Raw genomic sequence first — 14,216 nt, forward strand, 5'->3', positions numbered from 1 at the left:
GTCTGGTGCACGGTCGGGGCTTCGTCTTCGGCATCCGACGGTGCATCCTGACGGGCTTCGATGGCGGCGTTGGTCCGGAAGGCCTCAGCCAGCTCATGCTTCAGGTGCCCCATCATCTGATCAAGCCGGGTGGCGTTGTAGGAGACTTCCTCAAGTCCTGCCCGCAGTGATTTCAACAGACCGGGCACAACCCGAACCCACTGGTCACGCTCTTCATCTTCTTCATGGGGGTGCAGGCACCAGATCAGGTCATCCACGACCCGTGCTGTTTCGTGCCAGCGGTGTTCGGTGTCGTCCTTCAGGTAGGCCAGGAACATAACCCGGCTCCAGCCATTCATCAGAATATCGCTGACCGAGTCCGGAAGCCGGTAACGGGATACTTTTTCCCGTAACAGCCGGTCCACCTCTTCCTGGGCCTTCTGGGATTTGATGCGACCACGTTCCGATTCTCGTGTTCTCTGTTCCACCAGGGAGGCCTTACGGTTTTCTCGCTCCAGGAATTGCTCAAATTCTTCGTTCAGGGTTTCGAACAACTGAATGTTGCCATCGAATTCATTGAGGATTCGTTGCACCACGTTGTGTATCTGACCGTACAGCTTGTCTCGGGTTTTCTCATCGCTGCTGCTCCAGCCAATGCCCGCGCGGGCGAGGGAGTTGAGCAGCTTGCGGGCCGGGTGGGTTGCCTTGCTGAAGAAACTCTTGTCCTTGATCACAACCTTCAGAATCGGAATCTGCAGGCGACTGATCAGCACCTGAACCGGGGCGGACAGGTTGTAGTCATCAAGGATGAACTCGAACAGCATGGAGACCAGATTGATCAGATCTTCATCCACTTCATTCAGTGCGGGCTGGCGACCATCTTGAGCGTCGGCCTTGGCCAGCAGTTGCTGAACGACCTGGCGCAGGTCGACGGTTACGGGCTCACCCGTGCTAAGGTCGTCTGTTTCCGGCCAGTTTTGCTGAAGCGGAATGGCGTTGAGCATATCCGCCAGTTCCCGGCCTCCGACCACTCTCAGAGAGGGATCGGCGCTGCGTGGGGGCATGCCGGCATTGGACCTTTGCAGAGCCAGCATCTGACGGATCTGGTCAAACAGTACGGTGTCTTCCGGGCGTTGATCGTAGCCGGCAGTCGCCTCGCTGGGGCTTTCGGCAGAGCTGTCTGCCGTTGCAGATGGCTTCTGGCTCTGGTTCTTCTTGCCGTGATAACGGAAGTTCGGGATAACGCCGGCCTGGATCAGAATGCGATTGGCTTCATCCAGGAGCATGCCCAGGTTGGAGATCACGTAACGGTCAAATTGCTTGAGCAGGATGAGCCGTTCGCGAATCTGGATATCGAGGGCCTGAATCGCTTCGGTAAAAGCGCTGCACAGGTGCTCCGGTGCCATCGGGTTGACTGGCTCCTGCTCGGTGGCGTCCGGATAGATCTCGGTAAAACGGGCCTGCAATTGCAGTAAAGGGCCTTGGAAGTGCGCCTTGGCCTTGGTGGTCATGGCGTTGAAGGCAACCTGTTCTTCCAGGTCGTCATTGCCAACCAGCGAAAGAGTGTCGGCACTGGCCTGCGGGCTGGCTTCGGTTGAAGGAAGCTGGCCGGCATGGGGCGGGTTGGCAAAGAACTGGGCAACCGTATTCTGAAAATGACGCTCTACACCCTTGCGCTTGATGCGAATCTCGCGCATGGCTTCGAAGTAGCGGTTTTGTTCATTGTTGCTGCGGGCATTGTTGGCCAGTTCGAAGAGTGAATCATCGACGGCATCGAAAGCCCCCTGCAACAAATCACCCAGCCCCGCAACAACGGTGTCGCGGATGCGGGCTACCTCCGCAGGAACCGGTCGGGTGCTTGCCGCTTCCCTGTGCTCGCGGAGGTAATGTATGCCGGACTGCTTGTTCATGGCCGACTCCTGTTTACGCCTCAACCGGATACATGACCGAGCCTGATTCTTGTCTGTTCTGATTATTGGATAAATTTAGCGCATTTTGATCTGCATTAACATGAATAAACGCTAACCTGCGATCAGGTTCATAAACTCCGACCACGCTTTTTCTTGCGTTTGGGGTGGACAATGGCAGCTTTAACCACGTTGTCCTTGATTTGCAGGACTTCAATACGATGACCGCCAACTTTCAGACACACGTTGGTGTCCGGAATATTTTCCAGAGTTTCGGTGATCAGTCCGTTCAGGGTTTTCGGGCCATCGGTTGGCAGATGCCAGCCCAGGGTCTTGTTGATCGTCCGCACGGCGGCACTGCCATCGATGATAAAGGTGCCGTTGTCCTGGGGAATGATGTCGGGCGAGGTGGCGGCATAATCGGTGGTAAATTCCCCGACGATCTCCTCAAGAATATCCTCAAGCGTAGCCAGGCCCAGTACATCGCCGTATTCATCCACCACAATGCCGAACCGGCGTTTGCCTTTCTGGAAGTTCAGTAGTTGGGTATTGAGCGCAGTGCTCTCCGGAATGAAGTAGGGTTCCTGGCACAGCTGCATGATCATCGCCTTGTTGATGTCTGCCTCCTGCAGCAGTCTGGCCGCGCTGCGAAGGTGCAGAATGCCCTGAATGTTGTTGATGTCACCCTTGAAGATAGGCAGCCGCGTGTGTTGGCTGCTTCTGAGCTGGCGCAGGATGGTGTCTGTGTCGTCTTCCAGGTCGATGCCGACGACTTCGTTTCGGGGCACCATGATGTCATTGACGGTGACATTCTCCAGATCCAGGATGCTGACCAGCATGTCTTTGTGCCGGGCCGGAATCAGTGCGCCGGCCTCGTTCACCACGGTTCTGAGTTCTTCACGGCTGAGATGATCTTCCGAGGCCTGGGCCGAGGAGACGCCCAGAACGCGAAGAATGCCGGTCGTAAACAGGTTGACCGTCCATACCAGCGGGTACAGAAGTTTCAGCAACGGCCCAAGAATATGACTGGCCGGGAAGGCAATTTTTTCAGGGAACAGGGCTGCGAGAGTTTTCGGGGTGACCTCGGCAAAAATGAGGATAACGATCGTCAGCAGTAAGGTGGCAATTGCGATACCGGCGTCGCCCCAGAGGCGAATTGCGATGACCGTGGCGATCGATGACGCAAGAATGTTCACGAAGTTATTGCCGATCAGGATAACGCCGATCAACTGGTCGGTTCGGTTAAGCAGGCCTTGCGCTCGCTGGGCCCCTTTGTGGCCGGTGTTCGCCATGTGTTTCAGGCGGTAGCGGTTCAGGGACATCATGCCGGTTTCAGAGCTGGAGAAAAACGCAGAGAGGATGATCAGTCCGACAAGTAGAATAAACAGCGCGGTGAGCGATGTTTCGTTCAAGAGAGCAGCCCTTATATTGAGGATAAGTTGCGAAAATAGGTTTTGAAGGTGACAGGTGTCAAGCGGGTTAGGTCAGTAAGGGGGGGCGGGTCTCAGACGCCCCGGTGGAAAACCAGCTCGAGAACAAACTTGCTGCCGTAGAAGGCCAGCATCAGCAGTGCGCAGCCTGCCAGTGTCCAGCGACTGGCGGTGATGCCGCGCCAGCCTTTGGTGTAGCGGCCTACCAACAGTCCGACAAAAACCAGCAGGGACAGCAGGGAAAAAATGGTTTTGTGGGCCAGATCCTGAGCAAAAAGGTCTTCAATGAAAACAGCGCCAGTGACAATGGCGAGTACCAGCAGCACAACGCCCGCCCAGACCATTTCAAACAACAATGACTCCATGGTTTGCAGCGGTGGCAGGTTCCTTACCAGCAGGCTGTTGTAGTTGCGCTTGAGCTGCCGGTTCTGTACGTAAAGTAAAACCGCCTGTATGGCTGCCAGGGTAAACATGCTGTATGCCGTGACTGACAGGGCAATGTGAGACAGCATGCCGTAGCTTTCTTCGGACACCAGGCGAGACGGCGTGTGGGTAATCAACGCCATGACAATGGTCAGTGCTGCAATCGGATAGGCCGCAATGAACAGGCTTTGTACGGGTTTGCTCAGATTAAGTCCCAGAAGCAGAAAGACAATGAGCCAGGAGATCAGAACGGAGCTCTTGAAGAAACTGAAGTCGAAGCCGCCGTCTAGGTGCACGGTCTGGGCAATGAGCAGGCCATGGCCGATCAGGGCAAGCACGCCAATCAGTGTGGTGACCGCCAGGTTGCTGTGGACCTTGCCACGTAAATGGAGGGCCTGAAGCGCGGTTCCAACGCTATAGAGGAAAAGTGCGGTAACCGCGAGAATCAGCGTTCCCATGACATCCTTAATCGTGTTGCCTGATGAAGTGAAATCGGCGCGGAGTTGTTCAGAGGCTCCGTAGTCTGGGTATAATGTCGCGATTATGCAACAGGAATCAAGCAGGCCGAGCTGGCTTCTTGATCTGTGTGAACAAATTCTCCGGGGTACGGAAGAGCAACATGTTTGAGAATCTCCAGGACCGGCTATCCGGTAGCTTGCGCAAGATCTCGGGCCAGGCGCGCCTGACTGACGACAATATCAAGGACACGCTCCGTGAAGTGCGGATGGCACTGCTGGAGGCTGATGTCGCCCTGCCTGTGGTCAAGGCCTTTATTGAAGGCGTTCGTCAGCGTGCGATTGGCCAGGAAGTTCAGCGCAGCCTGACCCCGGGCCAGGTCTTCGTTAAGGTTGTCCAGCAGGAGCTGGAACGGGTCATGGGGGAGGGCAATGAATCCCTGAACCTCGCCACGCGTCCGCCCGCGGTTATTATGATGGCGGGCCTCCAGGGTGCGGGTAAAACCACGACGGTGGCCAAGCTGTCCCGTTTCCTGAAAGAGCGTGAGAAAAAGTCCGTGCTGGTGGTCAGTGCCGATATTTATCGGCCGGCGGCCATCCGTCAGCTGGAAACGCTTGCCGGTGAGGTGGGCGTTGAGTTCTTCCCCAGCACCACCGAGCAGGACCCGGTGGATATTGCCAATGGTGCCATCGAGGCTGCCCGCCGCAAGCACATTGATGTGGTTATCCTGGATACCGCGGGTCGTCTGCACGTGGATGAGCAGATGATGGGTGAAATCGGTCGCCTGCATAAGGCGGTGAATCCGGTTGAAACCCTGTTTGTGGTTGATGCCATGACGGGCCAGGACGCGGCCAATACCGCCAAGGCATTTAACGACGCGTTACCGCTGACCGGCGTGGTGCTGACCAAGACCGACGGCGATGCCCGTGGCGGTGCGGCGTTGTCCGTGCGTCATATCACCGGCAAGCCCATCAAGTTCCTGGGTATTGGTGAAAAGTCAGACGCTCTGGAGCCTTTCTATCCCGATCGTGTTGCCTCCCGCATCCTTGGCATGGGGGATGTGCTCTCCCTGATTGAGGAAGCTGAGCGCAAGCTGGACCGAAAGAAAGCCGAGAAGCTCACCAAGAAGATCAAGAAGGGTAAAGGTTTTGATCTGGAAGACTTCCGCGACCAGCTCCAGCAAATGAAGAATATGGGCGGTATCGGCGGACTGTTGGACAAGTTGCCGGGCATGGGGCAGATGGCCCAGATGGCGCAGGCTCAGGTTAACGACAAGTCGGTTGGTCAGATGGAAGCCATTATCTGCTCCATGACGCCAAAAGAGCGCCGCTACCCGGATGTCATCAATAATTCCCGCAAGCGTCGGATTGCTGCCGGTTCCGGTACCCAGATCCAGGACGTGAACCGTCTGCTCAAGCAGCACAAGCAGATGCAGAAGATGATGAAAAAGTTTGGCAAGAAGGGCGGGGTTGCTAACCTGATGCGCGGTATGGGTGGTATGATGCCGCCCGGCGGCGGTGGTGGCATGCCTCCGTTTGGCCGTATGTAAAAAGCCTTACATATAAAATGGGGAAACCGGTGGTTTCCCTGTTTTCATTGGCGCTTTTTTCGCATAGAATAGCGCCCCTTTCGAGTATGGGTCTTCCCGTCAGCCGTGAAACGGTGTGTCGGGAATCGTACAAAGTTCGTACAACAGAACAGGATATTGGTCGAAATGGTAACAATCCGTTTGGCTCGTGGCGGCTCCAAGAAGCGCCCGTTCTACCATCTGACAGTCACTGACAGCCGTAACTCCCGTGACGGCCGTTTCATTGAGCGTGTTGGTTTCTTTAACCCGATTGCCCGTGGTCAGGAAGAGCGTCTGCGTGTTAATCGTGAGCGCGTTGATTTCTGGCTGGGCCAGGGTGCACAGACCAGTGAGCGTGTTGCTCAGCTGCTGAAGGCTGCTCAGTAATAGCATTGTTGGTACCGGGGTTGTAAAGGCATGACGCAGAATTCGCAGGAAACTGTGATCGGCCGGATCACCTCGGTGTTCGGGGTAAAGGGTTGGCTTAAGGTCTTCTCTTACACAGACCCGAAAGACGGAATACTGAACTACCGTGACTGGACTCTGCTCCTGGACGGCAGGCGTATTCCGATCAGGCTTGAGGAAGGTCGCCGCCAGGGGCAGGGGATCGTCGTCAGGCTTAAAGGTATTGATGATCGTGAAGTAGCCCGCACCTATTGCGGAGCGGAGATCCGGGTTCCCACCGAGCAACTGCCGGAACTGCCCGAAGGGGAGTTCTACTGGCATCAGCTGGAAGGTCTGGATGTCTTCACGGTAGAAGGTGAGTGCCTGGGTAAGGTGCATCACCTTCTGGAGACAGGCTCCAATGATGTCCTGGTGGTGCACGCTACGGCGGGCTCTATTGACCAGCGCGAGCGTCTGATTCCCTATCTGCCGGATCAAGTGGTTCAGCAGGTGGATCTCAAAGGCTCTCGCATGGTGGTTGACTGGGATCCGGAGTTCTGAGGGGTGTGGATTGGCGCAGTCAGTCTGTTCCCGGATATGTTTTCTGCGGTGACGGATTACGGGATTACCGGGAGGGCAGTGCGTGAAGGTCTGTTGACCTTTCAGAGCTGGAATCCCCGGGATTACTCCCACGATCGTCATCGCACGGTGGATGACCGGCCTTATGGTGGTGGTCCTGGGATGCTGATGAAAATTCAGCCTCTTCGGGACGCAATCCAGGCGGCCAGGGCATCGGCACCCGGCAAGGCCTGTGTGGTCTATCTTTCGCCGCAGGGTGAAAGGCTGGATCAGTCGGTGGTGGAGTCACTCGCCGCCGAGCAGCAGCTGATTCTCGTTGCCGGTCGTTATGAAGGTGTGGATGAGCGCCTGATTGCGGCAGAGGTCGACCGGGAGGTATCCCTTGGGGATTTCGTTCTCTCGGGTGGCGAGCTGGCAGCGATGGCTGTAATTGATGCGGTAACACGCCTCATCCCCGGAGCGCTGGGTCATGCGCAGTCGGCAGAGCAGGATTCCTTTGCCGACGGATTGCTGGATTGTCCGCACTACACCCGGCCCGAGGTTTACGAAGGTCAGGCGGTGCCGGAAGTTCTGTTGGGCGGTCACCATGAACAGATCCGGCGTTGGCGATTGAAAGAATCGTTGAGGCGAACCAGTGAGCGGCGCCCCGACCTGCTGGAAAAGCGGGAACTTACGGAAGAAGAGCGTCAGTTACTGGAAGAAATTTTGAACGAACCGGGTGCCTCTGAGTCATCAGGGCATTGAAAGATTGGGTATCAGGAGCATTACGATGAGCGGCAAGAACAACATCATCAGTCAACTTGAAGCAGAACAGATGACCAAGGAAATCCCTGCGTTCGCGCCGGGCGATACCGTGGTTGTACAGGTTCGCGTAACTGAAGGTAACCGTGAGCGTCTGCAGGCGTTTGAAGGCGTGGTTATCGGCAAGCGTAACCGTGGCATGAACTCTTCCTTCACTGTTCGTAAGATCTCTTACGGCGTGGGCGTTGAGCGTACTTTCCAGACCTACTCCAAGCTGATCGACAGCGTCAGTGTGAAGCGTCGTGGTGACGTGCGTCAGGCCAAGCTTTACTACCTGCGCGACCTGTCTGGTAAGGCAGCTCGTATCAAGGAAAAGCTTAACTGATTCAGATTCGTCTGTTCAGTACCAAAAAGCAGCCTCAAGGGGCTGCTTTTTTTATGGTTTAATGCCTGCGATGACTCCGGAATCGAAGAGGGTGCTGTGCCAAGGCCAGAAGATGAGCAGTTGATAGAGCGTTTCAGTGACGCGGTCTGGCTTGAGGATGGCCTTGGCGAGAAAACCCGGCAGGCCTATGCCAGTGATCTGTACCGTTTGTCCGGGTGGCTGGAGCAGCAAGCTGGGGCGCCAACCCTGCGCAGCGCACGACGCACAGATCTTCTGGCCTGGATGTCGCGGGGCTTGTCCGACGGCCTGAAAACCAGCACGGCGGCCCGCCGCCTGTCTGGTGTAAGGCGCTTCTATCGTTTTCTTTTGCGTGAAGGCATTATTGCCGAAGACCCAACGTTGCGGATTGACAGCCCTAGGTTGCCCCGGCGCTTGCCGGATACCCTGACCGAGGCCGACGTGGAGTCGCTGCTGACTGAGCCGGACCCGGAGCTGCCGGTAGAATTGCGGGATCGGGCCATGCTGGAGATTCTCTATGGCTGCGGACTTCGGGTTTCGGAGTTGACGGGGCTGACGGTGGACCAGGTCAACCTGAGGCAGGGCGTGGTTCGCATACAGGGCAAGGGCGGCAAGGAGCGTTTGGTGCCGCTGGGTGAAGAAGCTGTGGACTGGTTATTACAGTATATGCGGCAGGCCCGGGGCGAGCTGCTGCGAGGCAAAACCAGTGATGCCCTGTTTCCGGGCAATCGTGGCACCGCCATGACCCGGCAGGCCTTCTGGTATCGAATCCGGCATTATGCGATTCGCTGCGGAATCACCAAGCACCTTTCTCCTCATACGCTCAGGCATGCATTTGCCACCCATTTGCTCAATCACGGGGCGGATCTTCGGGTGGTGCAGATGCTGTTGGGGCATTCAGATCTGTCGACCACCCAGATCTACACTCATGTTGCGCGGCAAAGATTGCAGGATCTTCATCAGGCCCACCACCCCAGGGGTTGACTGCGGCCGCTCCGGAGGCTGAACTAATCCGATTTTCCGGTGTCGCAGACACCACACAAACCGACAGAGGTAGTTTCAAGCTCATGAACATCAAATCAGTAGCAGTGTCCATTGGACTGGCGCTGACCCTGGTCGGGGCGCCAGCCTCCCAGGCAGGCGAAGCCGAAGACCGCATTGCCCAGCGGCTGACCGAGGCGGTTCCCGGTCTCAAGGTAAACTCTGTTCGCGAATCTGAGGCAAAAGGGTTGTACGAAGTTCAGAGCAACAACGGCGACACCATCTACACCACGGAAGACGGCACCTATCTGCTGACGGGCGATCTGCTGAAAATCACCAAAAACGGCATTGCCAACGTTACTGAAGAATCCCGTGCGGGTTCCCGTAAGGACGTGATGGCGGATTATGGTGGCAAGGGCGTGATTTCGTATCCGGCCAAGGGTAAAGAGAAGGCGGTCGTTAATGTGTTTACCGATATCGATTGCCCCTATTGCCGGAAGTTGCACGATGAAGTGCCCCAGTTGAATGAGTACGGTATTACCGTCAATTACTACGCGTTTCCCCGTTCCGGGCCAGGTACGGCCTCCTTCAATAAATATATCTCGGTCTGGTGCGCTGACGATCAGCAGGCCGCTATGGATGCCGCCAAAGCGGGCCGCTCGGTAGAGCAGAAGAGTTGTGAGAACCCGGTGGCAGAGCAGTATCGTCTCGGCGGTCAGGTTGGTGTGACCGGCACGCCGGCTATCTTGCTGGAAGACGGCAATATGGTTCGGGGTTATGTGCCGGCCCGAAATCTGGCCGAGGGTCTCGGTATTCTGTGACCCTGTCGGTGTTCGCCGGTAGTCATCATCTTTGTTGAAAGCGTGACCGATTCAGGGCTTATTCAGCCGGCCCTGAATCGGTATACTATGCCCCCTTATTGCAATCCATCAGCACCCCATCGGGATCAGAGGTGAGAGCTTGAAAGACGTCAATGTCGGAATTTGCGGACTGGGAACCGTAGGCGGCGGTACATTCAATGTCCTGACTCGCAACGCCGCAATTATTGCGGGTCGTGCCGGCTGCAACATTCGGATTGCCCGGGTGGCAAGCCGCCATAGCCGCGATGACCTTGATCTGGGCAATGTCCCGTTCAGTACCGACATTTATGATGTGGTGAACGATCCCTCCATTGATATCGTGGTAGAGCTGATTGGTGGCTATGACGCAGCCAAAGAGCTGGTGCTGGCGGCCATTGCCAACGGCAAGCATGTGGTGACTGCCAACAAGGCCCTGATTGCCGTGCACGGTAATGAGATTTTCGACGCAGCGGAGAAGGCCGGCGTTGTGGTTGCCTACGAAGCCGGCGTTGCCGGCGGCATTCCGGTAATCAAGTCTGTGCGTGAGGGCCTGGCCGCCAACCGCATTGACACCATTGCCGGCATTATCAATGGCACCGGCAATTACATTCTCACCGAAATGCGCGCGGGCCGGGAATTTGGTGAAGTCCTCAAAGAAGCGCAGGCGCTGGGCTACGCGGAAGCGGACCCGACGTTCGATGTGGAAGGTATTGATGCCGCTCACAAACTGACCATCCTGGCGGCGTCCGGGTTCGGCGTTCCCCTTCAGTTTGAGAAAGGTTTTACCGAGGGCATTTCCGGTATTACTCCATATGATATTTCCCACGCAGAGTTGCTGGGGTACCGGGTGAAGCACCTGGGCATCGCCCGTCGTCGTGAAGACGGTATTGAACTGCGGGTGCATCCGACGCTGGTGCCACAGAGTCATTTGATTGCTCAGGTTGATGGCGTTCTTAACGCGGTCCTGGTGGATGGTGATGCCGTTGGCCAGACCATGTATTACGGTCCTGGTGCCGGGGACGAGGCCACAGCCTCAGCGGTTATCGCAGACATCGTGGATGTTGCCCGTGCGGTGGCCAGCAACAGCCAGCAGCGCATTCCCTACCTCGGATTTACGCCGGACGCCCTGGAAGACCTGCCGGTACTGCCAATGGAAGATGTTCAGTCGGCTTATTACCTGCGTATTCAGGCCTTTGACCATCCGGGCGTGTTGGCCAAGATCGCTGCCATTCTGAGTGAGCATGGCATCAACATCGAATCGATCATGCAGAAAGAATCCGAATTCAAGGATGGCCGGATTCCGGTCATCATCCTGACCCACACGGTTCAGGAGCGCCAGATGAACCTGGCCATTGACGAGATGGAGTCCCTCGCCGACATCGATGGCAAGGTTGTCCGTATTCGCGCAGAAAACTTTAACTGACAGGTACGCACGTGAGATACATCAGTACACGGGGTGAAGCTCCCGCACTGGGCTTTGAGGACGTTCTTCTGACCGGGCTGGCCACCGATGGTGGCCTCTATGTGCCTGAATCGTTGCCGCACTTCAGCCTGGAAGAAATTCGTAGCTGGCGTGGGCTTCCCTATGCGGAGCTGGCCTATAAAGTGATGTATCCGTTCGTAGAGGATGCCATCCCGGCGGACGACTTCCGCAAGATGCTGGATGAAACCTACAGCGTGTTCAGCCACCAGGCGGTGGCACCGCTGGTTCAGCTGGACACCAACGAGTGGGTGATGGAGCTGTTCCGTGGCCCGACGCTGGCGTTCAAAGACTTTGCCCTGCAGCTGCTGGGCCGCTTGCTGGACTACGTTCTGGAGAAGCGCAACCAGCACGTTGTGATCATGGGGGCCACCTCCGGTGATACCGGTTCTGCCGCCATCGAGGGCTGCCGCCGGTGCGAGCACGTGGATATCTTTATCCTGCATCCGCATCAGCGAGTGTCTGAAGTCCAGCGCCGCCAGATGACTACGGTGCAGGGCGACAACATCCATAACATCGCAGTCAAAGGCAACTTCGACGACTGTCAGCGCATGGTGAAGGAGAGCTTCGGCAATCAGTCTTTCCTGGGCGGCAAAACTCAGCTGGCGGCGGTGAACTCCATCAACTGGGCCCGGATCATGGCCCAGATCGTGTACTACTTCCAGGCGTCTCTCGCTCTGGGTGGCCCGGACCGCAGCATGGCGTTCTCTGTGCCCACAGGCAACTTTGGCGATATTTTCGCCGGCTACCTGGCCAAGAAAATGGGGCTGCCCATCAGCCAGCTGGTGATTGCCACCAACCGCAACGATATCCTGCATCGCTTCATGAGCGGCAACAAGTATGAGCAGCACCAGCTGGAGCATACCCTGTCGCCGAGCATGGACATCATGGTGTCCAGCAACTTCGAGCGTCTGCTGTTTGATCTGCACGGCCGTGACGGCGCGGCGGTCAAAGCCTTGCTGGAAAATGCAGCCAAAGGCCCTGTCAGCATTGAAGACTACCGCTGGAAGCACGCCCGCAAGCTGTTCGACAGCGATGCGGTGGACGATAAAACTACCTGCGACACCATTCGTGACGTCTACGAGCACAACGAATATCTGCTGGACCCGCACACCGCCATTGGCGTACGCGCTGCCCGCAACTGCCGCCGAGACTCTGCTGTGCCCATGATCACCCTCGGTACCGCGCACCCGGCCAAGTTCCCGGATGCGATTGCCGAATCCGGCCTGAGCGTGAAGCCGCAATTGCCGGCCCACATGGCTGATCTGTTCGAGCGGGAAGAGCGCTACACCGTGCTGGATAACAACGTGTCCGAGGTGCAGGGTTTTATCGCCAAGCATTGGAAGAACGCCTGATCCGGCATGACTCCTAAAAAGATCCTGCGTCGCCCCCAGCCGTCCGATGTGACGGGGTGGGGGCAAAACCTGCCTCCCATCCTTCGCCGTCTGTACGCCGCCCGCGGTGTGCAATCCGACGACCAGCTCCAGTACACCCTGAAACACCTGGCTTCGCCGATGCAGCTTCGCGGTATTGATCGCGCAGTTGAACTGCTGGCCGAGGCCATAGTGCAGAAACAGCGGGTAATGGTGCTGGGGGACTTCGATGCCGATGGGGCTACCAGTACTTCGGTGGCTATGCTGGGTTTGTCAATGCTCGGTGTGGCGGCGATTGATTTCCGGGTGCCCAGCCGATTCTCTGATGGCTACGGCCTGACACCTGGCATCATCCACCGGTTGCAGGAAGACGGGGATTTGCCGGATCTTCTGGTGACCGTCGACAACGGCATCTCCGCCATCGAAGGCGTGCGTGCTGCCCGGGAGTTAGGCATCAAAGTGGTTATCACCGACCACCATCTGGCCGGAGAAGAGTTGCCAGATGCCGATGCCATTGTGAACCCCAATCAACCCGGTTGTCCGTTCCTGAGCAAAAATGCTGCGGGAGTGGGCGTGATGTTCTACGTGCTCACGGCGCTGCGTAAGTACCTGCGAGACAACAACCGGCTGCCGGACCCGGAGCCGAATCTGGGCGCCCTGCTGGACCTGGTGGCCCTGGGTACCGTGGCCGACGTGGTTCCGCTGGACCATAACAACCGCATCTTTGTGGAGCAGGGCATCCGCCGCATCCGCAAAGGCGAAGCCAGACCGGGCATCCTGGCTCTGCTGCAAGTAGCCGGCCGCGACTACACCGAAATCAGCGCCACCGATCTGGGTTTTGTGGTTGGCCCGCGCCTGAACGCTGCCGGCAGGCTGGACGACATGAGTATCGGCATCGCCTGTCTGCTCGCCGACAGTCGCGACGAAGCGCTGCGCCTGGCCCGGGAACTGGATAACTTCAACCGCGAACGCCGCACCATTGAAAAAGACATGAAAGCCCAGGCCCAGGACCTGTTGGCCTCCATGTCCCTCGATATTGACGGCTTGCCCTGGGGTCTGGCCCTGTTCGATCAGGACTGGCACCAGGGCGTGATCGGCATCCTGGCGGCCCGCATCCGCGAACAGACCCATCGCCCTACCATTGCTTTTGCGCCCGACGACGACGGCGAACACCTGAAAGGCTCTGCCCGATCCATCCCCGGCCTGCATATCCGGGATGCCCTGGCCGTGGTCGACGCCAAGAATCCGGGCCTGATGAAAAAATACGGCGGCCACGCCATGGCCGCCGGCATGACCATCGCCCGGGACGACCTCGAACGTTTCAGCAACGCCTTCGACCAGGCCGTGCGTGACATGTTGAAACCGGAAGACCTGGAAGCCGCCATCACCACTGACGGCCCACTGGCTCCGGAAGAGCTGAACCTGGACACCGCCTACCTGCTCAAACGCGCCGGCCCCTGGGGCCAGCACTTCCCCGAGCCGGTGTTTGACGGTGAATTCCGGGTAGTGAGCCAGCGGATTGTCGGCGAGAACCATCTGAAGCTGGTGCTGCAGCCGGTTGAGGGCGGCGGCATTATTGATGGCATCGCCTTCAACACCGGGCCGGAAGTGCCGGACTTTACCCGGAGTGGGGCGCGGGTGGTTTACAAACCGGATGCCAATACGTTCCGGGGG

At 57.5% G+C, this 14,216-nt stretch carries 13 protein-coding genes; 10 read left to right on the plus strand and 3 right to left on the minus strand.

Features of this window, described 5'->3' with window-relative positions:
- The 3 genes from B3Y70_RS00680 to B3Y70_RS00690 form a co-directional block, all read right to left on the minus strand.
- On the minus strand, positions 1-1,889 hold a 1,889-nt coding region (locus B3Y70_RS00680; RefSeq protein WP_288589063.1), incomplete at its 3' end, for a DUF1631 domain-containing protein.
- A 128-nt stretch (positions 1,890-2,017) separates the two neighbouring features.
- Complete coding sequence (locus B3Y70_RS00685) at positions 2,018-3,298, minus strand: HlyC/CorC family transporter (RefSeq protein WP_011785776.1); 1,281 nt, start codon at positions 3,296-3,298, stop codon at positions 2,018-2,020.
- A 92-nt stretch (positions 3,299-3,390) separates the two neighbouring features.
- On the minus strand, positions 3,391-4,197 hold the full coding sequence (locus B3Y70_RS00690; RefSeq protein WP_273029691.1) for a cytochrome C assembly family protein: 807 nt from the start codon (positions 4,195-4,197) through the stop codon (positions 3,391-3,393).
- A 161-nt stretch (positions 4,198-4,358) separates the two neighbouring features.
- Between B3Y70_RS00690 and ffh the strand changes: the two genes are divergently transcribed.
- The 10 genes from ffh to recJ form a co-directional block, all read left to right on the plus strand.
- Positions 4,359-5,744 (plus strand): signal recognition particle protein, encoded by a 1,386-nt coding sequence (gene ffh / locus B3Y70_RS00695; protein WP_273029690.1) that lies wholly within the window; start codon positions 4,359-4,361, stop codon positions 5,742-5,744.
- 165 nt (positions 5,745-5,909) lie between these two features.
- The gene (rpsP, locus tag B3Y70_RS00700) at positions 5,910-6,149 is read left to right on the plus strand and encodes a 30S ribosomal protein S16 (protein WP_286893799.1); all 240 of its coding nucleotides are present in this window, start codon (positions 5,910-5,912) and stop codon (positions 6,147-6,149) included.
- Between the two features lie 30 nt (positions 6,150-6,179).
- Positions 6,180-6,707, plus strand: a complete 528-nt coding sequence (gene rimM / locus B3Y70_RS00705; protein WP_286893801.1) for a ribosome maturation factor RimM — start codon at positions 6,180-6,182, stop codon at positions 6,705-6,707.
- A gap of 3 nt (positions 6,708-6,710) precedes the next feature.
- On the plus strand, positions 6,711-7,469 hold the full coding sequence (trmD, locus tag B3Y70_RS00710; protein WP_286893802.1) for a tRNA (guanosine(37)-N1)-methyltransferase TrmD: 759 nt from the start codon (positions 6,711-6,713) through the stop codon (positions 7,467-7,469).
- Positions 7,470-7,494: 25 nt separating this feature from the next.
- Positions 7,495-7,851, plus strand: coding sequence for a 50S ribosomal protein L19 (gene rplS / locus B3Y70_RS00715; protein ID WP_011785742.1), 357 nt, complete (start codon positions 7,495-7,497; stop codon positions 7,849-7,851).
- Positions 7,852-7,947: 96 nt separating this feature from the next.
- Positions 7,948-8,853 carry a site-specific tyrosine recombinase XerD gene (gene xerD / locus B3Y70_RS00720; protein ID WP_011785741.1) on the plus strand — a complete coding sequence of 302 codons (906 nt, stop codon included), beginning with the start codon at positions 7,948-7,950 and terminating at the stop codon, positions 8,851-8,853.
- An 83-nt stretch (positions 8,854-8,936) separates the two neighbouring features.
- Complete coding sequence (locus tag B3Y70_RS00725; protein ID WP_273029686.1) at positions 8,937-9,671, plus strand: DsbC family protein; 735 nt, start codon at positions 8,937-8,939, stop codon at positions 9,669-9,671.
- A 139-nt stretch (positions 9,672-9,810) separates the two neighbouring features.
- Complete coding sequence (locus B3Y70_RS00730) at positions 9,811-11,112, plus strand: homoserine dehydrogenase (protein ID WP_113879870.1); 1,302 nt, start codon at positions 9,811-9,813, stop codon at positions 11,110-11,112.
- 11 nt (positions 11,113-11,123) lie between these two features.
- The gene (gene thrC / locus B3Y70_RS00735; protein ID WP_286893804.1) at positions 11,124-12,524 is read left to right on the plus strand and encodes a threonine synthase; all 1,401 of its coding nucleotides are present in this window, start codon (positions 11,124-11,126) and stop codon (positions 12,522-12,524) included.
- 6 nt (positions 12,525-12,530) lie between these two features.
- The coding region (recJ, locus tag B3Y70_RS00740) for a single-stranded-DNA-specific exonuclease RecJ (protein WP_288589067.1) at positions 12,531-14,216 on the plus strand (1,686 nt) is incomplete at its 3' end.

It is taken from the genome of Marinobacter sp. UBA5687, assembly GCF_002420325.1.
In the GTDB taxonomy this organism is placed as follows: Bacteria; Pseudomonadota; Gammaproteobacteria; order Pseudomonadales; family Oleiphilaceae; genus Marinobacter; species Marinobacter nauticus.